Raw genomic sequence first — 22,968 nt, 5'->3', positions numbered from 1 at the left:
AATAATAATTTATTAATATCCATCAAAATCGATAATTTCAAACTTAATTTTTTCAGAATCGACTGTAACAACCTTATCACTTAAATCTTTAAAAATTAAATTTAGCGGTGAGGATTTAAATCGCTTTGGAACATCAAAATAAAATGCCTTTTTCCAATCAATTGAATGGTCAAGACCAACATTAAGTTTTAAAAGGTTTAAACCTTTAAAGTTTTTTATTGGTATATTTTCGATTAATTGATTGTCATCACATTCGTATATTGTTGCATTTAGGCCGGTTTTGCCAGTTGGAACGATAATTTGATTTTTATTTCTGTAATACTTCAATGAAGGATTGTTTAATCTCCAGTTAAGGTCCTTTTGCGTCCAAACTCTTTTAAAATCGTAATCAATACCAGATGATTTATGATTAATTTTCCCAAACCCAATTTTTGTATTTAATGGTGAAACCATTTGAAAGCCTAAGTTTTTTATAAAACCATGTGTGCTATTATCATTGGCAACACCATAAACAAACTCGTAACCATTATTTCTAGCATATTCATAGGTTAACTCTGCAAGTTTTGTAAATAATTGTTTCCCACGGTGATTGGGATGAGTTGCCGTGTTAAGTGATAGCAGCCCTCTTGTTTTTTTCCCTTTTAATTCAACCACAACTGGCTGTGTAACATAATGGGCTGCAAGTTCCTCTCCAGAAAAAGCATTAAACCCAACAATAGAGCCATTAGGGTTTTTAGCGTATTGCCATTCAATAAATTCTGTAGTAAATTTTTTTGTAGAAGTGAACACCAAGCTCAATAATGATGCAATTTCTTGTATACTTTTATTATCTACTTTTACTTGTTTAAAATCGTACATAATTATTTAATGTTTATTTCATTGTAAATTAATGAAGGAAGAACTTTAGTGTACATTTTAAATTTTTGAAACTGTTTCTTAGGTTCTTTAAATAATCTGTATACCCATTCTAATTTTAATTTTAGAAAGACTTTTGGAGCTCTTTCATTGTTTACACCTGAATTAAAATTGAATATGGCCCCAAATCCAAACATAACGCCTCTGTTTAAATACGGTTGAAGCTTTGACATAAAATTTTCTTGTTTTGGTGCCCCTAACGAAACCCAGATAATATCAGGATTATCTTCGTTAATCATTTTTGCGATTTCTGAATAATTAAAATCCTCTACACTTTTGAATGGTAATGTTTCAAATCTCATATTACCAATGTTAGAATCATATTTTGATAAATTAGATTTTAAACCTTGAAGCACCTCAGATGTGTTACCTAAAAAGAATGACCTGTATTTAGCCATTTTAATATATTTAAGAAATAAGTCGGCCCCAATGTAGGTTTTGAACTTTCTTTTATGAATTAAAGTTGCCAACATTGCAATAGAATTGCCGTCACAAATATTAACTAGCGAGTTATTAACGATGGTATTAAATTCAGGGTTAGTATTTGCGACGGATAAAACATTTCCGTCAACAGAACAAACATAACCTTTGCCATTATTAATTATGGCATCATGAATTATTTGATCAACTTTATCGCAATCAAATTCTAATTTCACATTGAAATAACTGTTATCTTTCATAATTAAAGTGCTATTCCCCAGTATATAAATTCTACAGTTGTTATTGCCATTAATGAATGGATTGAGTTTTTTGGGATTTTAATAAAGGTGTTTTTTTCGCAGGAATATTCAATATTTTCAATAGTAAGTTTTGCTTTCCCTTTTGTAAAAAAATAATACTCTTCCATTGAAGGATGCGAATGCTTATCTACAAAATCACCTTTCAAAAAATATCCTATTGCGGCCTGAGTTAACATAGACTCACATTCGGCATCTTTAAGCAAAATCCTTTTTGAACCAACTGCATGAGAAGTCGATTCTTGTGCTATGCTTTTTAGATTTTTATAAACTACTTCCTTCACTTTGTATGCGTTTATTAATCCAATTATATTGTTGTTCTAAACCACTTCTAAGATCAACCAACGGTTCCCAGCCTAATACCCGTTGTGCTTTAGAATAATCTGCACTTCTCGCTTTATCACCCTCAGGTTTAGTTGTATCATATTCAACTTTTATATTCTTACCAGAAATCTCCACCACAGTTTCTGCAATTTCTTTTATAGAGGTGCAAACTGACGGGCCAATTTGTATAACACCTTTTCCTAAGCCTTTCTGCTTAGTTAAACAAAGCGCATTGACCACATCATTGACATGAATAAAGGCCCTACCTTGTTCGCCACTTCCCCAAACTATAAATTCTTCATTTGGAAAATTTATCGCCTTTCTAATTAGAGCAGGTATAACTTGGCTTCGTTCACCATAATCACATGGAGAACCATAAACATTGTGCAGCATTAAAACAGAACAGAGAATGCCCGTTTCTTTTTCTAATAAGTCCGTTTCATATTGTCCCATTAATTTACTCCAACCGTATGCAGACTCTGGTAAGGCAGGATAGAGTTCCTCTTCCTTTAAAGGAATAACATCTAACGAATTTTGTCTAGTTAGAGGAAAACTGCAAGCTGTTCCCACATAAATAAAGCCTTTGACATTTTTCCCAAAATTTCTAACTGACGTGATTACATTGGAGTTGATTAGATTGTTCTGTCTAAAAAGACTTCCTTGATTGCTAAAAACGTAATTGATACCCGCAACTATATCTGCTAAATGATATACAATTTCAATATCATCTAAAAGGTCATCACAATTACCAGCTATTGATAAATCTCTATTAAAAAAATCCTTTTCAAAATCAATAATAGGTTTACCATCTTCATATAAATAATCAAGTTTGCCCCTCCATAAATTATCTACAACTTTTACGGAGTTACCTTCATTGATTAACCTTTTAACTAAATTAGAGCCAATCATGCCAGCACCACCTGTAACTAAAATTTTACCACTTAATTTCTGTGTCATAATACTTTATGTATGTTTTGTTATATAAATCCCAGAAAAGCGTTCAATATTATTTTAAGAATTAAAAAAAGAATAACAGCTTCGATTAATGTAGATATTATTGACTTTTTGTGATTTAGCTGTAATGTTAAATTATAACATGGCACCATCAATAAATCTTTAAAATTGGAAAAAATATGATTATTGACAATTAAAAGATTTTAAGCTCTCAATTGTCCGTAAGTTTTACATTGTCTTAAGCACTTACTTTTTGTAAATTAGGTGGATTTGCACAATAATTAAACTCTTTCAAATTTAATTTTTATTTATGTAACTCTTTGATATTATGCCCCTACAAATTACATACAATCTTAATCAGTATCACTTTTTAGATAAATAGATAAAAAATTAGTTGAAATACGTTTCAAAGTTCGCGCTCTGCGTTAAACGGCATAAATAAACAGATAAACGGTAAAAACTACGAGCTGTAATAACGCAGTATAATTATTACTTGTAATTCAGGTATTTAAGTAATTTTTGTAGGGTTTATGTATGGATATATTTGGCTTTATCCCATCATGAATTTTAAATATGTTACATCATAACTGTATGAATTCTTGGGTTTAATAAAATTCCAACCAAATTTGAATTTCTATTAAAAAGATAGACATCTCTATAAAACAATATGACGAAAAACGCAAGTGAAAATTTTGTTGTATTTATATCTTCCTAATTGCTATAATATATTACCTGAGCTTTAATAATTTATATCTCCTATAAATATGTGTTTTGGTTTATATTAAATTCTTTTTCGTAATGAGAAATTTTTCGGCGTAATTCAAATCTATATTCTAATCTTCTGTTTTTACCTATTTGATGATTTGCGAAGTTACTTACATTTACATTATTCACTATATAGATTGTTGTAGCAAAAGGGATAAAACCATGACTCCATTTCTTAATGTTAATCAATTTATGCCAAATATCACTATGATGAGGGGTAAACGGGCATTTATCAATATTATTCAGTAAAAATCCCTGATCATTGTGCGGCAGTTGATTTACGCTTAAATATATAACAAAACAGCTTCCGCAGGTTCTTTCAAGTCGTCTTGCTTTTTTCATGTATGTAAGACCTTCAAAATAAATGTAGCCATGCCTAGAAGTATAAACTTGTTTCGTTGCTTTATTAGCAACAAAATCTGCTATTTTACAAGATATTAAATCATCACTATCCACATTCATAAAATAGGCTCCTTCGCAGTTTTGTTCTATTAAATACTTACGCGCCGCATTTTGGCAATGATAAATTTTAGAGTCTTTGTCATCCATCATATCTAAGTAGGTTATCGGAATTTTAGTGTTCACGATGATAAACTGAACTCTGTCATCATATGCTCTATCAAGGGTAGGAATTTGATGGCAAGCTACAAACACCCTGAAATCTGGGTTAGTCTGATTGTATACAGATTCCAAGGTTCTGTTAAAGAGTTTCGAGACTTTATTCCAATTTTTTGAAACTTCTTTCGATCTAAGCGGAATACAAAATATGAGCATAAACTTTCTTTTTATTATTTATGATAAATCTTAATTTAAAACATCTTTTTTTCGAACAAATTCCAGTCTAACTATCTAATAGTGTTAGGGAATTTAAAATTACAAACATTTGTACCAGCTTTTGTAAGTCTCGGTTTTTTAGTTTTCCCTATATTGTTTACACTTATAAATTAAAATTATTCATAGGAGTTAAATACACCTGTTTATTTCAATTTGTTAGTAAAATATATCATTTATCAAAACCCAAAATTTTGAATAATTATTCTTCGGTATCATAATCTTCAATGAATGAGTACTTGGTTTTATTAATAATTCGTGATCCGCGGTATTTTGCATATTTGTTCATGATATGATGAGATAAAAATGTTAGATAATGTTGGTACAAATATTCCCGATACATGCCAACTGGAAGATATCGTTTAACATCGTCTTCATAAAAATGCTTGTCTTTTATATAAATTCTATTTTTCTCGTCAGCATCCAAATCTCTAGTCCAAGAATGGTCGGCCCCATATAGAATTATCTTCTTGTAATCCTTATTAATTGCACACATAATGGCCTGTGTCATCACATTTCTTAAATAGGGCATTCCTAAACCGTGTTTATATAGAAAAAATGAGATCTTAGGAAATCCAACTACTCGGATTACATTAAAGAAAACTATTTTTAAATTAGGCTTACTAGCGAATATTGAATGAAATTCCTTAGGACATAAATTAATTGGAAGTAATAGAAACATTTCCCAATCTGTACTTAATAAACCTTCCACCACAGCGTCATATTCATTCCATTCTGGATCAAAACAAATGGGATCTAATAAAATGTAGAATTTAGGTTTTATAACTTTATATTGCTGTGATTTACACATTGTATTAACTACAATAACATCATTGTTACAAAACAATTCCATGTCTTTTTCAAGATCTGTTTTCAAAGACGGTCCATTTCCTAATATGTAACATGTGTCATTTTTTTTATTAATATCAAGTTTTTCAAACTTTCTGGCTGTTGAAAATGAAGCTAACAAACCAACTGATAGTAATGAGACTATCGTTTCCATTAATTTCTGAAAGAATTGATATAGCTTCTTTAAGAGTTTTACTTTAAACATTGTTTTAAAATTTTATAATGATTTGGTTTGTTTAATAGGCCATATTAGTTACTCTCTTTTTCTAAAATAATTTGGAAAATTGTCAGAAAAAACTGTGTCGTATGGTACACAACCTCTTGTTCCAGTATCTGTGATGACGTCCCTTGCAAAAAACAGAAATAATCCGATTAACAGTACTAGCATAATAGTTCTGGCCTTTTCTATTTTTAATACCAGGGGAAATGCAAGCGTCATAGTAAATATGAAATAAAAGCTAATTCTCATAACGTTAAGGGCTCCACTTGCCATAATGAAAATAATTGCTCCTACGAATAGAAAATTAATTAAAACCTTTTGTTTATCTGGTAGAAAAAAGATGATTGTACTCCAAATGAGGCTATAAAAAAACACCCTAATTTTATAACCTGTAGACAGAATTTGGATATAGGAGTATGATGATTCTTTTGTGTCAAAGTATGGGATTAAAGTTATAATATTTTCAAATAAATAATTAAAATAATTCGTTGCTGCATTAGAAAGTGCTAATACAAGTATAATAATTATATAAATAATTCTCCTTGGTTTTATTTTGCTAATAAAATAAAAAGGTAAAAGTAAAATTGCTGAATAATGAGCTGTTGCAGCCAATAGTACAAACAACAAATACTTCAAAAAATTTCCCTCTTTAATATATTTAATGGCATATAAAATTATTGAGATCGCAACTGCTTGACGCACTTGATCCCAGTAAACAAACAACATTCCAGAGATGAAAAAAATCAGGATTCCGATAAAATGGCTATCATTATCTTCGAAAGCCTTATAAAGAAAAAACAAACTAATAATAAAATGTATACCAAGCACCCAGAGATATGGATAGGTTGACTCTCTAAAAATATAGGTTAAAATATAAAAAAGTGGTTCCCTAGTTTCATCGCTTAAGGGAACATAATAAGAAAGCTTAAATTGATTCGCCAAAAATTGGATAAATTCAGTGTAGGCTCTATAGTCATTTCCGATGTCATATCTCAGAACAGATATTAAAATCAAAATTAAGTAGGCACCGTAAACTCCATATTTATTGTTATTTCTATTAGACCAATTAATAAGGCCTAAACAAACAAACATCACTGTTAAATAAAAAAGAAGAGTCGCTAACATAATATTGAAAACATTTTACAAAAATTACTTAAGAAAACTTATTCATTTACGTATCATTTTTATTAATGCGAATTATTTTTATGAGATAACCATTTATGAAGGCACGTTCATTTTTACTTATCCCAATTATATATATAATAATACTAGTAATCAATACAGAAATTATAGAGTTATAAATAAATCCAGAAACACCAGAATTAAATAGTTGTTTAACTAAGGTAGCTAGTAAGAATGCTGGTATAGATACAAGCAAAAATCTAACTATTACAGTATTAAAATAAGTCCAAGTAGGGAAATTTACAAGATATTTCACATGAATGGTTCGCAAAATTGAAGAAATAAAATTCAATATAACTCTAACTAACAAAACCCAGTAAGGTTCCCACCCAATTTTTAACAAATACCAAGCAATTGGAATATTCAATATGAGCAGCGCACTTAACCATAAATGGTACACCTTAATTTTTCCGGTTGCGTTAATGAGTGTGCCCAAAGGTGCTTGAATAACATCGATTATTTGGTATATAATCATTAATTGACAAAAAACTACGGCATATTGCGGTACATCTTTTAACCAAAGGTCTAATATCAACTCTGTATTAAGTAAAAATGGAATAGCAATTAACAAGACTAAATAAGAGGCAAATGAGGATGCTCTTAAAATGAGCTTAAACATTCCTTCGATATCTGCAGAGGAGTAATTTTTTATGATTTGAGGATTAAATGCTATTAATAAATTAGATGAAAAAGTAGATACCGCCGTACTTACCTGAGTCGCTATTCCGAAGGAGGCATTTGCTACAACACCAGAAAATAAATTTAATAAGATATTTCCGCCTTGTAGTGCGCCAATATTAGCAGTAGCACCCATCATTGACCACCCTGAGAAGGATGTTAATTGCATAAATAATTTTTTCTCCCATTGAAATTGATAGTTAGAAGCTTTAAATTTTTTATTGCAATACGCTTTGTACATTAAAGTACTTAAAAGTGGCACGATAAACATTAATCCGCCATACAAACTAAGTTTATCTATATCAATAACAGGCAAAAGGAATACAACTCCTAGTTTAAGACTTGTCTCAATGATGCTTACTACAGCAAAAAAAGACATCTCTTCATAAGCAACCACCATTGCATTATATGGTACCCGCAGCATATTAATGATGAAGGTAAATACCGAGAATTGAAACACCCAATTTACCGCAATCATTCTGTCTTCGGCGATATTAAGTTGGGTATTGATAAACCACAATCCAATAGTTTCTGCCAGAGCAAGTATGATCAATGAGATCATCAAATGGGACGTCATAATTAAACTGAATGTCTTTTTCAGTTGTTCATTATTCTTTCTTCCAATTTCAAAGGTGAGAAAGCGCTGAGAGGCATTGGTTAATGCGGTATGTAAAAACCCCAATAGTACAATAACGCCACCAACCACATTGTATATACCAAAATCTTCAATTCCTAAATAAATTAAAACAATTCTCGCCGTATATAAGGATACAAGCATGATGACGATCATCCTTATATAAAGAAAGATGGTATTTTTCGCAATGCGTTTATTCGAATCGTTCAACATAAATTATAGCCTCATTCGAAACTTTATATGATTTTTTTAAAAAAATCTTTAATTAACGGATAAATATTTAGCATTTTCGTTGGGTTTTAAAATAGAAAAAAGATTTGGAATCTTATACAGCTTTCAAAACAGTTGCATAAGATCCCATCATTTTTTCGGTAGTAAATTTTTCAAGAAAAAGTTTATATGAATTTTCGCCCATTTGCTTCCAGTCATATTTATTGAAGTTGTTTAGAAAACCTAATACGCCCTCTACTGACGGCTCAATAATCACTCCATTATGTTCATCTTTTATCATTTCAGGAATACCAGCAACATTTGTTGATACTATAGGCAATCCAACTCTCATAGCTTCTAAAATGGCTATCGGGAACCCTTCTGTTATACTTGGTAAAATAAATAAGTCGCTATTTTCGAGATATTTATTAACGTTACTAGTGGACCCGCAAAAAGTAATATATTTCGAAATACCGTACTGCTTAGATAGCATTTCCAATTCATTTTTTAGTGGTCCTCCTCCAATAATGGAAAAATGAATATTTGGAATAGCATTATTTTGAGCCATTTTATACAAGGCTTCTACAATAAAGCGCTGACCTTTTCTTTCCATAACTGTTCCTACGCAACAGATTTCGTAAACACCAGAATTATTATTCCTGATATTTTTTTTCAGTGGATCGAATGATAATCCATTATAAACGTAGAAAATCTTTTTTTCATCGTAATCAGGATGTAGGCTTAGGAAATTTTTACACGGATAAACAGCACTGAATCCCAAGAGATCAATATTCTCCAAAGTGTATTGTTCGATTTGTTCAAAATATTTATAGAAAATGGATTTTTCGAGTGTTTTATATTCTGTTCTAAGCATTTTATAAGTATCCCCATCATTGTGTAAGACAAGAACTACTTTCGCATCTTTGTTTTTCGTTTTCTTGAGGTATTTATAACAAGTAAAAAGTTCGTGAAAGAAAACAACATCGTCATTGGTGTTTTTTTTCAGGTAATCTTTTACTGTAGTAGAGCGGATGTACGGCACAAAAAGTCTTATTACAGCACCAATAGCGTGATTAACACCGTAACTACTTATCATTTCGGCAGACTTACTATAAAATCCTTTTTTTTCTTCTTTTTGAACGGAAATTTTCATGTCTTGACTTTGCACGTCAGGGGCATGTATAGTAAGCTGAATGCCGTTTTTTGTGAAAATCGCTTTTGAATCCGCAAAATTTCTAATGATTGCACTTGCACCAGTTGGATTGGATAAATTTGCACTATAAATCAATGCTACTTTTTTCATGTTTGTATGTTTTATAATTCAAACGGCTTTGGTGGCTCTCACGACAATAAAATGTAATATTCATTATTCAAGAAATTCAAAAAATTATTATCGAGTACATATTTAATATCTGAAAATGAATCTAGAGCGGTTTTTTAATTTCACGTAACCGTTTAATCAAGAATATTCTAACAACATAATATTTAGTTAATGATTCGGCAAAAATTAAAATTGATAAAAACTAATAATTAATAGGAGTTTATCGATATAATTATTTTTCATTTAGTTGTGTATCTTTTATATAATATCCCCATATTATTTGGGTATATCAACTTACCTTGTGATTAAATCCCATTTTAAGGGTGTTCCTTTTTCTATATCAACACTTGATTTTTGTCCTAAAACTTCGTTGTAAAATTTTGGATGCAAACCAAACCCTGGTCTTACAGAACGCAGGTTATTTTTAGTGAATATCTCCCCAACTTTTATGGGCTTTGTTACATATAAAGAACGGCAAAAATCTCTTCCTTTACGTTGTTTTTCGGTTAACGTATAATCTACACGACCAATCGCGCTTTCAGCTTCTCTAACTGCTTTTACCATTTCCTTGAATTCGGACTCATTCATTGAAAATGAAGCATCAGCCCCGCCGATATCATGATTTAATATAAAATGTTTCTCGATAATTTTCGCTCCCATTACGGTGGCTACTACCGGAACAGTATAACCCATTGTATGATCAGACAAACCACTAATTACATTATAGCGGGTTGCGAAATCTTTAATCATGCACATGTTTGCTTCTTCAATTGGCGCAGGATAACTCGAGGTACATTTCAGTAATGCAATGTCGTTATTACCCATTCTTCTGCAAGCATCTAAGGCCAACTCTATATCTTCTTGCTCTGCAATACCTGTTGAAATAATTACAGGCTTTCCTTTAGAGGCAATTAGCTCGATTAAAGGAATGTCCGTAATTTCAAATGATGCTATTTTGTATGCTGGGACATTTAATTTTTCTAAAAATTCTACGGAAGTAGGATCAAACGGCGACGAAAAACAAATTAAACCTTCTTGTTTGGCTACCTCCATAATCTTCTCATGCCATTCCCATGGCAAATGGGTTGACTTATATAAATCGTGCAAATACTGACCATCCCAAAGTGTTCCTTGACTAATTTTAAAATCTTCTTTATCACAATCTAAAGTTATAGTATCTGCCGTGAATGTTTGCAACTTAATACAATCAGCACCTGCACGTTTTGCTGCTTTTACTGTCTCTGTTGCGGTATCGATACTACCATTATGATTAGCAGACAATTCAGCAATAATAAAAACTGGTGAGTTTTGATCAATTGTAAAGTTTTCTATTTTCATGTGTTAACATTAATTATTATAACAGTCTTTTTGTTCGCTGTAAAATATTCCATTTATTCATTAGGCTTATAAACAGCTTGTTCATAAGTTTATCTAAACTGCCTATTTTATATATTCTTCGTAACCTTTATAGAATTTTTTTCCTACGACATCTTTTCTGTTGTCAGACAATTTTAATCCTAATCTATCTTCTATTGACCATATTAAATCTTCAAAACCAAATAAGTGTCTAAACAGTACTGTACTTGAAAATCTTGGATTTATTTCAAAAATTTTAGGCGAATTTTCTGATATTCTTAGTTGAACATTAATACTTCCCACTAAATCTAACCTCACTGCAAGTTTCTCTAAAAGTGATGTGATAGTTTTATTTTCTATAACTTCACCGTAGCCACTATAGCCGCTAATAAGTTCTCTTTTAAAAATTTGAGAACGTATCTCACCTTTACTGCTTCTGAACAAACCACAGGTAAATTCTCCATTTTTATCGGTTATGAATTCTTGTACAACATAATCTTCTATATTGTTTCTGGTATAAAATTGAAACTCATCCATGGTATCAATTTTATAGATGTTCTTGCTTCCTGAGCCTGTTCTCGACTTTAAAATAACCGGAAAAGATTGAATTGTTGTTATATCTTTTGCTAAATACGTTCGGGGAAATGGAAACCCTTCCGCTTCTAAAAATTGGGCAGTTTTATATTTGTCAAATCCAACTTCTAATGCCTTTGATGATGCAGTTATCATTTTTGCGTTTCCTATGCTATCTAAAACACTGTTTTCTGAAAAAAAACGTAGTTCAGGTTCGGCAATAGGTATAACAATATCAATGGAGTTGTCATCTGTAAATGCTTCTAATTTTTTTAGATATTCACAATTTGCAATTCGCAAACCAACAGAAAAATTGGGAAAAATAAATTTTGCTGCATTTTTATCAGATATATCAATCCCGAACAAGTTTTTCGTGTAGGGTGATTTTAACAATATCTTTCCAAGACTTTGACCGATATCTCCACCACAACCTGTTACTAGTATGTTTAGCCTTTTATTCATCTCCTAATTAATTTCTGATTAAAACTTTAGTCAAATATGCAATGTCTCCATCCTTTTTTGCAATTTCAGCAATCAAACTTGCAACATTATAATCTGTTGAAATCATCTGAAAACACTTATTCTTAGAATCAACTATACACCAAGATGCTTTACCACCAACTTGTCTTGATTGCCCAACCGAACCTGGATTTAATAGTATGCTATTTTTATTTTTAATAGCAAAGGCATAATGCGAATGCCCTATTAACACAAAATCGTGTTCTTTGGAATCACTCTTTTCGATGATATGTTTGTCGCAATCTGGATATATATAAAAATCGTTAGACCATGGACTCCCATGGGACATTAAAAATGATGTTTCGTCAAATTTTACTGATTTTTTTTCAGGTAAATCTTTTAAAAATTTTAATTGTTGCTCATTAAGTTTAAGTATCGCCTCTCTATGACCACTGCCGTATTTTAATCTAATAGACTCATCTAATGAAGGGTTTGTTAAAAGCGTTTCTAGGATATACTCATGATTTCCTTTTATAATATCGCAACTCCAATTTGAAAGTGCCTTTAATATTTTATCTGGATCATAATAGTAGCCAACGATATCACCTAACACTAATAAATGCTCTACTCCCTCTAATTTGGCCTTTTTTAGGACCTCAACAAGAGCATCATAATTTCCGTGGATATCTGAAATAATGGCTATTTTCATGTGCCTAATTGTACAGTTTTTAAAATCTCGGCTGCAACATCAATGGGTGCTTTTAATTGACCTTCTTTATGTAAATCTTTAAAATTTTCAACGTCAGGAAAATGACTATCCCTTAAACTTTTCTGCATGCCAGTATCCATAACGCCAGGATTTATGTTAAAAAAGCTGTGCGGTGGGTATTCGCATTGAGCAACTTTAAAAAACATTTCAATAAAAGCTTTTGAAGAACAATAGAGCGACCAATTGCATATTGCTCTATTTGCTGCTCCTGAACTTATATTTACAAAAGTTAATAGATTTGTTTTAAAGTTTCGTAAAAAATAGTTCGTGATGACCATTGTTGATTTAATATTGACAGATATAGCTTTATCTATGGCTTCTGTATCTAAGTGTTCAATTGTTACAACAGGTTCAATAATATTGGCATTATTAATAAAATAAACGGGTTCATCACCAATCAAATCTTTTAATACTGTGATTCTTGATTCTACATTGTTTTTTGATAAATCTAATTCTAAAAAATAGAATTGCTTTGAAGAATAGCTCTTTTGCTCCTCACTTAAACTTCTTGATAATGAAACAATAAAACAGTCTTGGTCTTTAATTAAAACATCAACGAAGGCCTTACCTAAACCTCTATTTGCTCCTGTTATTACAACTGTTTTCTTCATGATTTATATTACGCTATCATCACTTTTATTCAACTTTCCGTGCATAATTACATCTTTGTATTCACCATTAAATAAGCATTGTTCTTTTAAGATTCCCTCTTTTACAAAGCCTGCATTTTCGATAATCTCGTATAAATGTGGTCTTAAATCAAAAGCGTAGGTGCATAGCTTATGAAGTTTTAATTCATGAAAGGCTACCTGCTCAATTAGTTCTAAAAAAACAATCCAATGTTTAGAAAAATAGTCCTTTTCCAATTCTGTATTCATTATAAATGAAATCTCGGCATTTTTGTCGATCCAATTTATATGCACCAAACCACCGTAACCAATACATTGGTTGTTCTCTAGGTATGAAAACAAAATTTGATTAGGTTGCACTTCTGCAAATAGAGCTTTAACAACGGTATTAAAATAATGGTCTTGCTCTGCTTCAGTTAAAATTTTATTTTGCCTTAAATGAAAGATTTGTTCATTGCGCCACTTTCTAATATTGTGGCGATCCTTCATTCTTATAGGAATAAGGGACTGCTGTCCATTAGAAAATATTTGTTGTTTTAAAACCTTATATTCAAAGCTCATAGTACTTTAATTCAGTCTTTTAAATCCACTGTGGCACACAGGGCCATCTAATAATTTGTTGGCATCAACTTCTCCAGATTCGCATTTGGCGATGGTACTATAAATATCATCTAAAGCATCAAAATACGATTTTATATGCGCATCTGTATGTGCTGTACAGGCATAGAAATGAGTGCTTCCCAAGAATCCTTTTTTAAGCATTTCTTGAGTGATGAAAGTTTTATAAATCGCAGCATTCTCAGAGTTAAACCCATAAGTGGTCATGGCTGGTATTCCAGATACTGTAATATCAAGACCGTGAGCATTAGCCAAATCTTTCCAGCCCTTCTGCATTTTTGCTCCTGTAGCCGTGATGGTTTCCCATGATTTTTCACGTTCCATGATATCTAAGGTTGCAAGGGCTGCTGTTGGTCCTATGCGCTCAGTCCAAAATGTGCTGCTTATAAATGTAGACTGCGCTGCTTCCATAACCGATTTTTTACCTACCACAGCCGTTAGAGCATAGCCGTTACCAATGGTTTTGCCAAACATAGCCATATCTGGTATGACATCAAATTTTTTGAACATGCCGCCATAGGTTTCTCTAAATCCTGAAGAACATTCATCAAAAACTAAAACAATATTTTTTTGAGTGGCTAAATCTCTTACTTTTTGCAGAAAATTATCTTCAGGTCCAAAATTTCGCATAACCTCCATTTTGATAACACCTATATTGTGCTCTTCTACAATTTCCAGAAGCTCTTTAAAATTATTATAATGAAACGGAAACACAGAATTTTTCAAATTTTTTGGCACACCTTTAGGACTTAAGCCTGGAATTAAATGTGCTTTTAAATCATCACCTCCATTGTGGTTAGCAGACAAGTACCAATCATGCCATCCATGATAACCACAAATAGCTACATTATCTTTGCCAGAAGCTGCACGTGCAATTCTAATGGCAATGGCATTGGCTTCGCCACCACTGCGTGCAAATCTTACCATGTCTGCCCATGGATTAATTTCCATAAGTTTTTCTGCTAGATATACTTCTTCAGGACAGTTTAAAGTACTCATATTGCCCTTTTTTACGGTTTCAATTACTGCGGCATCAACCTCGTCATTACCATAGCCAAGCGCATTGGTGCCTATGCCCATGATGGACATATCTAACAATTCTCTCCCGTCTAAATCCCAAACTTTGCAGCCTTTAGACTTAGAAAAATAGGATGGCCAGAGGTCTGGTAAAAACATTTCTGGTCGTTTTGAAAGCAACATTGTTCCTCCCGGAATTAAGCTTTTTGCTTTAACATATAAATCTTGTCCTTTTCCCATTGTTAATCTTTTTTTAAGGATTTTAAGAAACCTTCATTTCTTATGATTCCTCCATTTAATTTTGTTAAATTATTGTCTATGATATAGTTTGTGTATTCTAGCCAGGATTTTTTGGTTCCCAATTTTAGAATAATATGTTCAATTAAATCAAAATCTCTTGGTTCATCAACCGTCATACGAATATGCGAATAGTTAGCATCGCATGGATAATTGAAAGTAGTGAAACTATTTTCGCCTTTCCCATCAGCGTTATTTCTGATGTAAGGTGTTACGTGTTCTCGTTCTGACTTTAATTTCGCATGTTTCCAAGCTGTTTTTAAGGCTGAAAATTTAAATACCTCTACATCTTGTCCGTCTGGATAAACTTCTATGATGCTGTTTGAGACATAATCATATTGGTTTGATTGTGCAAAAGAAATAATGTCATCTACCAAATTCGGGTCTAATAGCGGACAATCTGACGTGACTCTAACAATCCAGTCGGCATGTTCGTGTTTTGACGCTTGATAAAATCGGTCTAATACGTCATCTTCTGATCCTCTTGAAGCCGCAAATCCCCACAAAATGGCATTATTGTATATAATTTCGTCGGCTGCTTTAACAGTAGTGGCGACAATTATTTTAGAGACTTTAGTGCATTTTTTTAAGCGCTCTAAGTGAATTTCGAGTAAAGATTGACCGTTGACCTCTTTTAAAACCTTGCCAGGTAATCGCGTACTGCCAGATCTGGCTTGTGTTATTAATACAGTTTTTATGTCCATAACGAAGGATTTAAAAGGTCTACATTTTTAACTTTTATAGCATCTATATCTGCCATTATCTCGGGAGACATGCTAAGATTTAATGCTGTTATATTTTCTTGTAGTTGTGATTTAGAATCTACGCCAATCAAAACATTATCTATATAATCTTGTTGTGCGCAATAATTTAAGGCGAGCTGAGACATAGGGTAATTACTTTTAATTTTTATATCGCCAAGTTCCATTAATTCTTTATGCAGCTGTTTTACTGTGGGATTTTCTGAATTTAAATCTTTAAAAAATAAGCCTTGTAAAAAAGCCGAACGCGTATGAATGGTTTTGCCTTTAGCTTTTGCCTTTTTTAGTATTTCACCGCGTAGAGCGTTATTGTCTAAAAGATTGAATGGAATTTGTATAATCTCTATATCATCGTTTAAAATTACAGCTTCAATTTCTGTGTTAGTATAAACTGAAACACCAATATGTTTTATTCTATTCTGTGCTTTTAATTCTAATAAAACGTCAAAATTGCCAATGTTTTTCTTGAAACTATCATAACTGTGAAATAACAAAGCGTGTAATTGAGACACCTGCAATTCGGCGAGATATATTGAAACCTTTTCTTTGATTTGTGCATCAAAATGATGTGTTAATTTGGTGATGATTTCAAAAGTTTTTTCAGGATGGTTTTTGTGAAACGCTCCTATAACTTGATGTGCATCACCATAAGCTTCAGCAGAGTCTAAAATTCTAATACCATTATCGAAAGCGTATTCTAAAATTTCAAAACTATCATCTAAGGACACCTTTCCGCTTGAATTATTAATACCATAATTTAAGCCCATTTGAACGGTTCCAAGAATAAATTTATGTGTTGAAATTTTAGGCATGTATCGACATTCTTAATGAATTACTTATTTTGTTGTTATAGACCTTAGTTCCTTGAATAACCTCGTCTATTTTAAAACCTAATTTTTTATACAAGTTAACGGCGCTTACATTATCTTCAATTACACCAAGTGTTATTTTTGTGAGTTCAAGTTCATCAAAACAATAGTTTATAATTCTTATAGTGGCCTCACTTGCGTAACCTTTTCCCCAGTTTAATTTATCTCCAATTAAAATGCCGTATTCTCCCGATTTTGTTTCAAAATTTATCGGGTCAATTTTTATGTTTCCGATATATTTATTTGAGTCTTTCAGATGAATAGCCCAAAAAAAAGTAGCTTTATCGTACTGTTGCTCAATATAAGATTTTAATAAATCTAAGGTATAATTCCCTCTGGTTTCTAGATATCTGTTGACTTCCGAATCATTAATCCAGCTTACATAATCCTCTGAAATGTGCTCAGACGATACTCTTTTATAAGTTAAACGTTCAGATTCTATATCAATATTTTTCACTGTAGAACGTATTTATTTCATTGATAACATAAGCTTGTTCATCATCAGTTAATGTTGGGTACATTGGTAAACTTATACAGTGTTTATAATAGTTTTCGGCATAAGGAAAATCACCTTCTTTCCAGCCAAACTGTTTGTAATACGGCATTAAATGACAAGGGATATAATGAATTTGGGCATAAATGTTTTTATTTCGCAAATAGTTATATAATCCCAATCGGTCTTCAACTTCTATAATATAAAGGTGATAGGCATGACCTTCAACAACACCAGATTGTCCTTTTATGTAGGCTTGGTCCTTTAACGCATCAAAGTACTTAGTGGCAATTTCCTTTCTACGAGAAATACCATGGTCTGCTCTAGACAACTGACTTAAGCCTAAGGCCGCTTGAAAATCGGTGAGGCGATAGTTAAAGCCTAAATTTTGCATTTCCATATACCATCCTGGATATTGATCTTCTCCGCCTGCCAATTCTACCGTGTTGGTATATAAATCATTATTTTTTACAATGCCGTGGGTGCGTAATTGCAATAATTTTTCATACAGATTTTTGTCGTTAGTAGTAATCATACCACCTTCTCCCGAAGCTATATGTTTAACTGGATGGAATGAAAATATGGCTAAGTCGGCATAGTTTCCATTGCCGCAATTTTGGGTATTGCCTTGGGAGTCTTTAAATGAACCACCTGGTGAATGACATGAGTCTTCAATGATCCATAATTCAAATTCGTCTGCTAAGGCTTTAAAAGCTTCTAAATCGTTGGATCTTCCTGCAAAATCTACTGGAATAATGCCTTTATAAGTTCCTTTTGGTGCATTTTCTAAGAGCAGTCTTACTTTATTAATATCTAATAAATAGGTTTCGGGATCTATATCAGAAAACACCACTTCTCCTCCACAATATCTAACGCAATTTGCTGATGCCGCAAAAGTAATTGGCGTAGTGATTACTTTATCTCCTTCTTTAACGCCAAGTACCAAAGTACACAGGTGCAAGGCAGCAGTTCCGTTTGCCAAAGCAACGGCGTATTCACTGCCTATATAGTTGGCAAAGGCTGTTTCAAACTCTGCTATTTTTGGACCTTGCGTTAAATAATCGGACTGTAGTGTTTCTAAAACAACCTTAATATCTTCTTCTGTTATATTTTGTCTTCCGTATGGTATTGCTTTCATCGTTAAGCTTCAAAATTAGAATCTACATGCTCTTTTATCAATTGTCTCAGGGAACTGACAGTCTCCCATTCTTCATTGGTTCCAGAATTATATGCAAACCCCTGTGGAACTAGTTTCGCATTAAAGGTTTTAACAAAGTCAGCAATATTCCAAATAGGTGTTTGAGGAACTATTACAAAGTATTTATCAATATCGTAGGTAAAGAACGAATCGGAAGAACTAATCATCTCTTCATGAATTTTTTCACCGGGTCTAATGCCTACCTCTTTGTGCTCACAATTTGGCCCAATGGCTTCTGCTACATCTGTAATTCTATACGATGAAATTTTTGGAACAAATATTTCGCCTCCCCAAGCTGTTTTTAAAGCATGTAATACCATATCTACGCCACCTTGTAACGAGATGTTAAAACGGGTCATTTCATTTACTGTAATAGGAAGCACGCCCTCAGATCTCTTTTTTATAAAAAATGGAATTACAGAACCATTTGAGCCCATAACGTTTCCATATCTTACAACAGAAAATTTAATATTATGATGGCCTCTGATGTTATTAGCGGCCACAAACAATTTATCTGAGGTTAATTTTGTGGCTCCATATAAATTAATTGGAGCACATGCCTTGTCAGTTGATAACGCCACAACATGCTCTACTTTGGTTTGTAAGGCAGCCTGAATAACGTTTTCTGCACCTCCTACATTGGTTTTAACACATTCATCTGGATTATATTCAGCAATATGCACATGTTTCATGGCGGCAGCATGAATAACATAATCTATTCCTGAGAAAGCTCTAACAAGCCTTTCTCTATCCCTTACATCTCCAATAAAATACCGCATTTGCGGGTATTTTGACATAGGATAGTCTTGTGCCATTTGGTACTGCTTTTGCTCATCTCTCGAGAAGATAACCAGGCGTTTTACTTCCGGCCAATGTTTTAAGATATGGGCAGTTAATGCTTTTCCAAGAGAACCAGTGCCTCCAGTAATTAATATTGACTTATTGTTAAGCATGGTGGTGTTTTAATTTCGACATTAAAATATTCGTTTCAAATTCGTTTAATCTATTGACAAATAGCAGTGCGAGAACGATGTTATCTACAAATCTAATTAATATACCGATAAGTCATTGACATATGGCCACTACAATTAACATACATTCAGCATTGTAGTTGCTTTTTTAGATAAGTAGTACAAAAGTCTGTCAAAATACATACTTAAAATTGTGGTATAGATAAAATTTACTCTTCAACAGCTAAATATGCTTTTGGAATGAATGATTTTTGTTCTAGTCCTTAAAAACTAAAAAAAATTACATTTCTGTAGGGTTACTGTATGGGTAATTTAGGAGTTTGTTCTAATTGATTGTTTCAGCAATAACTTATTTATAAGTTAATTACTTTCGTCTCCACAATTAAAGGAGAAATCTAGCACTTGAAAGTGAAAATTTTGTTTCTAAAAGATGTTAATTATTTCTTTATCTATAACTTAAATAAGAGCCGCGGGAAATGGTTATAAACTGGAAGCAATACGAGCCAGATATACAACAGTCGTATGATAGTATTTTTAATTAAATTAAGTATTTAGGAGGCCCAATTGAAAGAATAGATATATGCAGTTTTAAAGATGTCCGTTCAATTGAGTCGTTTAATAACTTTTTAGTTGCATTGATTTAATTCTAGTTAAAATATTGAGAACCCGCAAATCCTTGCAGTTCAAATGCTCTAAGAACCCAAGTTGTTGGTCTTATAGAATTTGGGGAATCTATTATATTCCCTTCAATAATCAAATTATTCACAGCCATATTAGGCGCTCTCATCGTAACCATACTGCCCTCTTCCAATGTTCCTAGAGGAATCGAATTGTAAAAATAATTGTCCCGCATTGTAAAACTTAATGGATGAAGTGAATTTGGCCCTATTAAACACTCTTTTATAATATTACTATTAAATACGTAATGACCATAATGCAGATTGCCAAATTGATCTACTCTAGTGATTTCGTTATTTGTTAATACATTGTCTGGGCCATTTAACAAGAATGCGATGTTGGAATCGGTGATTTGATTGTTGTCAAGAATTAGCTTTGAATTAGGCGAGTTTGCAGCATTAGACTCCCCATATATTCCAACATATACATTGTCAATAATATTATTTGAAATATTTGCATTTATGATATCTCTTAACTGAATGGCAGTTGTTACGGATGCTATTGTATTCCCCTCAACAATTAAATCATCGTGCCAAACTTGTTCACTTACAGTTCTGGCCCCAGAAATGAGTATCGCAGCATCTTGATTTTCGTGTGTTGCGCCCTTGAATAGATTTCGAATTGTATTATTAATGACTTTAATCCCTTTACCGTTCTGCAAAAATATTCCAACCCTTCCGGTGTGTGTTCCAACAACTCCTCCTGTAATATAATTGTTTTCAACTATAGAATAATCCGCTCCATAATCCGTTCCAACAACTTCATTTTTATGTCCCATGGTAATAGCTGATAACGATGATTCATTAATGGTGTTGTTACTTACTAAAGAATATTTTGCACTTGAACCGATTGTGCTTACTGCATACCACTGTTCATTTGTTGTGTTGTTAATTACTTGATGATGGGTTCCAAGAAAAACTTCAATTTGTGTTCCTGGACTATTGTTCATTACATTTCCATCTATAATATTGGCTGTACCTTCACTAATGGCAATTGCTGTACATCTGTTAAAAGTATTGTTTATAGCTTTGCAGTTGTTTGATTTTTCAAAAGTTACAACTGCTAATAGCGTCCAAATATCTGATGTTTGTTTATCAATAAAGTGGCAATTTTCAACTGTGCTATTTTCTGTATCTACAAACCTAATCGCATTAAAATCTGAAGACAGCATCCAACCGAGAGCCATAGTAGTTCCGTCTCTATTAAGTTTAAATGTGATATCCTTAATATGTATATTACTAAACTGTATAATACCGGTTGCAAAGCTGGCAGCAGGTGCGCTGTGGGGTCTTTTATCTAGGTGAACGGTTGTAAATATTGCAAAGAAACGATTCGGACTGACATCATAAGTAGTTTGGGCCACCGAAATATTAGCACTATTTCCAAGTACACTGATATTACTATATAGTAGAATTTCTTTATCTATTACGTAGTCTTTACCTGTGGTAAGAATCAAATTACCACCACCCATTACCATCAAAAAATTAACTGCGCTAATGAATGCATCAGCATCATAATTACTGCCATCCCCGACGGCACCAAACCATTCTGGATATACTTTTTCTAAATTCCATGTTCCTTCAAAAACACCTGAACCATCAAAACTTCCAACTAAACCTGCATCAATTTTGGTGTTTTCTCCTAAAATAGAAGCATAGTTATTAAGGCTACCCCCAGTAAATTTTAGGGTAACATTTTTAGGTAATAGGATAGATAATCCTTCAAGCTCATAATTATTACTAATTTCCCAAATACTATTTGAATAACTATCAGGTATATTGTTCCAGTCAAAATCACTTTGAATAATTTTAACGTTGAATTGCTCATTAACAGTACCTTCATCATCTATATTTTCAATTAAACTGTCCTCAATGCTATCATTTAAACTTTCTGTGTAACACGAAAAAAATGTAGAAATTGCAAATATTATAGCAAGAAGCATGGTGACAAATGTTTTCATAGGTCAAGTAAATTATGATTTGGGTACTATAAAGTTACAAGACCAATCTGCAGACTATGTTAATAAAATGTTAATATCGTTTAACCGTATGTGTTTTGTCGGTGTTTTTTGCACTTATTCGATTATTAAGCTTTTAATGTAGGAAATTACGTATTTACACGTCGTTTTTAACGCATCGTCGATTTGCAGGGTTATTGTTCCATTTGGAATCAAAAAAGAATTCGTTCATCCAATTTGTAAGGACTCCTTTGCCAAAATTCAATTTAAAAGGAGCTACTACACGCCTTTTATCATGTCCTATTTGGTATATTTCTTTATAGATTCAAATTTTTTCTGATATTAATTGTTTGATTCTAAGATACTTTAATGCGCTTCAACTAATATATAGGATCATTCGCAAAAGTAAAGATCTCTTGTCAGGTTAAAATTTTTCAAACTATTGGAAACGAGCAATCAATTCTACGTTGACTAATTAGCCATAAATACAATCTCCCAAGCCGTTTGAAGTGGTTAACTTTCAAATATGTCTTGCTATTACATAAATAGTTATAAATTAGACTAGTCTCTGTAATATTTAGTCTCATCCAATATTTCGTTTACAGTTTATTTTTTTACTTAAAACTTATTAATTAAATACCACTGTATTCGTAATATAATTTAGTGCATTAGAATACATTTTTAAAAATTCATATATTCGCTC

General features: G+C 32.2%; 21 protein-coding genes. All 21 read right to left on the bottom strand.

Going from position 1 to position 22,968, the window contains the following annotated elements; genetic code table 11:
• Positions 1-12: 12 nt before the first annotated feature.
• The 21 genes from V7Z48_RS01680 to V7Z48_RS01580 all read right to left on the bottom strand — a co-directional run bounded on the left by V7Z48_RS01680 (position 13) and on the right by V7Z48_RS01580 (position 22,268).
• A complete protein-coding gene (locus V7Z48_RS01680) occupies positions 13-858 on the bottom strand; it encodes a GNAT family N-acetyltransferase (RefSeq protein WP_334111653.1) in 846 nt (281 codons plus the stop codon).
• 2 nt (positions 859-860) lie between these two features.
• Positions 861-1,595, bottom strand: coding sequence for a WecB/TagA/CpsF family glycosyltransferase (locus V7Z48_RS01675; RefSeq protein ID WP_334111652.1), 735 nt, complete (start codon positions 1,593-1,595; stop codon positions 861-863).
• A gap of 2 nt (positions 1,596-1,597) precedes the next feature.
• Positions 1,598-1,936: a cupin domain-containing protein gene (locus V7Z48_RS01670; protein ID WP_334111651.1), complete on the bottom strand. Its 339-nt coding sequence runs from the start codon at positions 1,934-1,936 to the stop codon at positions 1,598-1,600.
• Positions 1,917-2,933: an NAD-dependent epimerase/dehydratase family protein gene (locus V7Z48_RS01665; protein WP_334111650.1), complete on the bottom strand. Its 1,017-nt coding sequence runs from the start codon at positions 2,931-2,933 to the stop codon at positions 1,917-1,919. Before V7Z48_RS01665 ends, V7Z48_RS01670 begins: the two co-directional genes overlap by 20 nt.
• A gap of 753 nt (positions 2,934-3,686) precedes the next feature.
• Positions 3,687-4,469, bottom strand: coding sequence for a hypothetical protein (locus V7Z48_RS01660; protein WP_334111649.1), 783 nt, complete (start codon positions 4,467-4,469; stop codon positions 3,687-3,689).
• A 259-nt stretch (positions 4,470-4,728) separates the two neighbouring features.
• Positions 4,729-5,580: a hypothetical protein gene (locus tag V7Z48_RS01655; RefSeq protein ID WP_334111648.1), complete on the bottom strand. Its 852-nt coding sequence runs from the start codon at positions 5,578-5,580 to the stop codon at positions 4,729-4,731.
• A 48-nt stretch (positions 5,581-5,628) separates the two neighbouring features.
• Complete coding sequence (locus tag V7Z48_RS01650; protein WP_334111647.1) at positions 5,629-6,720, bottom strand: EpsG family protein; 1,092 nt, start codon at positions 6,718-6,720, stop codon at positions 5,629-5,631.
• 46 nt (positions 6,721-6,766) lie between these two features.
• Positions 6,767-8,233 carry a lipopolysaccharide biosynthesis protein gene (locus V7Z48_RS01645; protein ID WP_334111646.1) on the bottom strand — a complete coding sequence of 489 codons (1,467 nt, stop codon included), beginning with the start codon at positions 8,231-8,233 and terminating at the stop codon, positions 6,767-6,769.
• 181 nt (positions 8,234-8,414) lie between these two features.
• Positions 8,415-9,602 carry a glycosyltransferase family 4 protein gene (locus V7Z48_RS01640; protein ID WP_334111645.1) on the bottom strand — a complete coding sequence of 396 codons (1,188 nt, stop codon included), beginning with the start codon at positions 9,600-9,602 and terminating at the stop codon, positions 8,415-8,417.
• A 312-nt stretch (positions 9,603-9,914) separates the two neighbouring features.
• Positions 9,915-10,958 (bottom strand): pseudaminic acid synthase, encoded by a 1,044-nt coding sequence (gene pseI / locus V7Z48_RS01635; protein ID WP_334111644.1) that lies wholly within the window; start codon positions 10,956-10,958, stop codon positions 9,915-9,917.
• Positions 10,959-11,060: 102 nt separating this feature from the next.
• Positions 11,061-12,011: an ATP-grasp domain-containing protein gene (locus V7Z48_RS01630; RefSeq protein ID WP_334111643.1), complete on the bottom strand. Its 951-nt coding sequence runs from the start codon at positions 12,009-12,011 to the stop codon at positions 11,061-11,063.
• A 7-nt stretch (positions 12,012-12,018) separates the two neighbouring features.
• Entirely contained in the window at positions 12,019-12,717 is a 699-nt protein-coding gene (locus V7Z48_RS01625) for a metallophosphoesterase family protein (RefSeq protein WP_334111642.1), read from the bottom strand.
• Positions 12,714-13,388 carry an SDR family NAD(P)-dependent oxidoreductase gene (locus V7Z48_RS01620; RefSeq protein WP_334111641.1) on the bottom strand — a complete coding sequence of 225 codons (675 nt, stop codon included), beginning with the start codon at positions 13,386-13,388 and terminating at the stop codon, positions 12,714-12,716. Before V7Z48_RS01620 ends, V7Z48_RS01625 begins: the two co-directional genes overlap by 4 nt.
• Before the next feature lie 3 nt (positions 13,389-13,391).
• On the bottom strand, positions 13,392-13,967 hold the full coding sequence (locus V7Z48_RS01615) for a GNAT family N-acetyltransferase (RefSeq protein WP_334111640.1): 576 nt from the start codon (positions 13,965-13,967) through the stop codon (positions 13,392-13,394).
• 6 nt (positions 13,968-13,973) lie between these two features.
• Positions 13,974-15,281, bottom strand: coding sequence for an aminotransferase class III-fold pyridoxal phosphate-dependent enzyme (locus tag V7Z48_RS01610; RefSeq protein WP_334111639.1), 1,308 nt, complete (start codon positions 15,279-15,281; stop codon positions 13,974-13,976).
• A 2-nt stretch (positions 15,282-15,283) separates the two neighbouring features.
• Positions 15,284-16,042 carry a glycosyltransferase family protein gene (locus tag V7Z48_RS01605; protein WP_334111638.1) on the bottom strand — a complete coding sequence of 253 codons (759 nt, stop codon included), beginning with the start codon at positions 16,040-16,042 and terminating at the stop codon, positions 15,284-15,286.
• Complete coding sequence (locus tag V7Z48_RS01600) at positions 16,033-16,911, bottom strand: aldo/keto reductase (protein ID WP_334111637.1); 879 nt, start codon at positions 16,909-16,911, stop codon at positions 16,033-16,035. The genes V7Z48_RS01605 and V7Z48_RS01600 overlap by 10 nt, the downstream gene beginning before the upstream one ends.
• Positions 16,904-17,425: a GNAT family N-acetyltransferase gene (locus tag V7Z48_RS01595; protein WP_334111636.1), complete on the bottom strand. Its 522-nt coding sequence runs from the start codon at positions 17,423-17,425 to the stop codon at positions 16,904-16,906. The genes V7Z48_RS01600 and V7Z48_RS01595 overlap by 8 nt, the downstream gene beginning before the upstream one ends.
• Positions 17,412-18,599: a UDP-4-amino-4,6-dideoxy-N-acetyl-beta-L-altrosamine transaminase gene (gene pseC, locus V7Z48_RS01590; RefSeq protein WP_334111635.1), complete on the bottom strand. Its 1,188-nt coding sequence runs from the start codon at positions 18,597-18,599 to the stop codon at positions 17,412-17,414. Before pseC ends, V7Z48_RS01595 begins: the two co-directional genes overlap by 14 nt.
• Positions 18,600-18,601: 2 nt before the next feature.
• Positions 18,602-19,612 (bottom strand): UDP-N-acetylglucosamine 4,6-dehydratase (inverting), encoded by a 1,011-nt coding sequence (pseB, locus tag V7Z48_RS01585; RefSeq protein WP_334111634.1) that lies wholly within the window; start codon positions 19,610-19,612, stop codon positions 18,602-18,604.
• 664 nt (positions 19,613-20,276) lie between these two features.
• Positions 20,277-22,268, bottom strand: coding sequence for a right-handed parallel beta-helix repeat-containing protein (locus V7Z48_RS01580; protein ID WP_334111633.1), 1,992 nt, complete (start codon positions 22,266-22,268; stop codon positions 20,277-20,279).
• Positions 22,269-22,968 lie beyond the last annotated feature (700 nt).

The organism is Paucihalobacter sp., from assembly GCF_036825875.1.
Classification (GTDB): Bacteria; Bacteroidota; Bacteroidia; order Flavobacteriales; family Flavobacteriaceae; genus Paucihalobacter.
Note: the sequence above shows the minus strand (reverse complement) of the source record. Positions and strands in the feature narration are given on the sequence as shown.

Excerpts from the sequence above, each read along its gene's own strand:
- V7Z48_RS01680 (WP_334111653.1), bottom strand. The coding sequence starts at position 858 with ATGTACGATTTTAAACAAGTAAAAGTAGATAATAAAAGTATACAAGAA.
- V7Z48_RS01675 (WP_334111652.1), bottom strand. The coding sequence starts at position 1,595 with ATGAAAGATAACAGTTATTTCAATGTGAAATTAGAATTTGATTGCGAT.
- V7Z48_RS01665 (WP_334111650.1), bottom strand. The coding sequence starts at position 2,933 with ATGACACAGAAATTAAGTGGTAAAATTTTAGTTACAGGTGGTGCTGGC.
- V7Z48_RS01660 (WP_334111649.1), bottom strand. The coding sequence starts at position 4,469 with ATGCTCATATTTTGTATTCCGCTTAGATCGAAAGAAGTTTCAAAAAAT.
- V7Z48_RS01655 (WP_334111648.1), bottom strand. The coding sequence starts at position 5,580 with ATGTTTAAAGTAAAACTCTTAAAGAAGCTATATCAATTCTTTCAGAAA.
- V7Z48_RS01650 (WP_334111647.1), bottom strand. The coding sequence starts at position 6,720 with ATGTTAGCGACTCTTCTTTTTTATTTAACAGTGATGTTTGTTTGTTTA.
- V7Z48_RS01645 (WP_334111646.1), bottom strand. The coding sequence starts at position 8,233 with ATGCTTGTATCCTTATATACGGCGAGAATTGTTTTAATTTATTTAGGA.
- V7Z48_RS01640 (WP_334111645.1), bottom strand. The coding sequence starts at position 9,602 with ATGAAAAAAGTAGCATTGATTTATAGTGCAAATTTATCCAATCCAACT.
- pseI (WP_334111644.1), bottom strand. The coding sequence starts at position 10,958 with ATGAAAATAGAAAACTTTACAATTGATCAAAACTCACCAGTTTTTATT.
- V7Z48_RS01630 (WP_334111643.1), bottom strand. The coding sequence starts at position 12,011 with ATGAATAAAAGGCTAAACATACTAGTAACAGGTTGTGGTGGAGATATC.
- V7Z48_RS01625 (WP_334111642.1), bottom strand. The coding sequence starts at position 12,717 with ATGAAAATAGCCATTATTTCAGATATCCACGGAAATTATGATGCTCTT.
- V7Z48_RS01620 (WP_334111641.1), bottom strand. The coding sequence starts at position 13,388 with ATGAAGAAAACAGTTGTAATAACAGGAGCAAATAGAGGTTTAGGTAAG.
- V7Z48_RS01615 (WP_334111640.1), bottom strand. The coding sequence starts at position 13,967 with ATGAGCTTTGAATATAAGGTTTTAAAACAACAAATATTTTCTAATGGA.
- V7Z48_RS01610 (WP_334111639.1), bottom strand. The coding sequence starts at position 15,281 with ATGGGAAAAGGACAAGATTTATATGTTAAAGCAAAAAGCTTAATTCCG.
- V7Z48_RS01605 (WP_334111638.1), bottom strand. The coding sequence starts at position 16,042 with ATGGACATAAAAACTGTATTAATAACACAAGCCAGATCTGGCAGTACG.
- V7Z48_RS01600 (WP_334111637.1), bottom strand. The coding sequence starts at position 16,911 with ATGCCTAAAATTTCAACACATAAATTTATTCTTGGAACCGTTCAAATG.
- pseC (WP_334111635.1), bottom strand. The coding sequence starts at position 18,599 with ATGAAAGCAATACCATACGGAAGACAAAATATAACAGAAGAAGATATT.
- pseB (WP_334111634.1), bottom strand. The coding sequence starts at position 19,612 with ATGCTTAACAATAAGTCAATATTAATTACTGGAGGCACTGGTTCTCTT.
- V7Z48_RS01580 (WP_334111633.1), bottom strand. The coding sequence starts at position 22,268 with ATGAAAACATTTGTCACCATGCTTCTTGCTATAATATTTGCAATTTCT.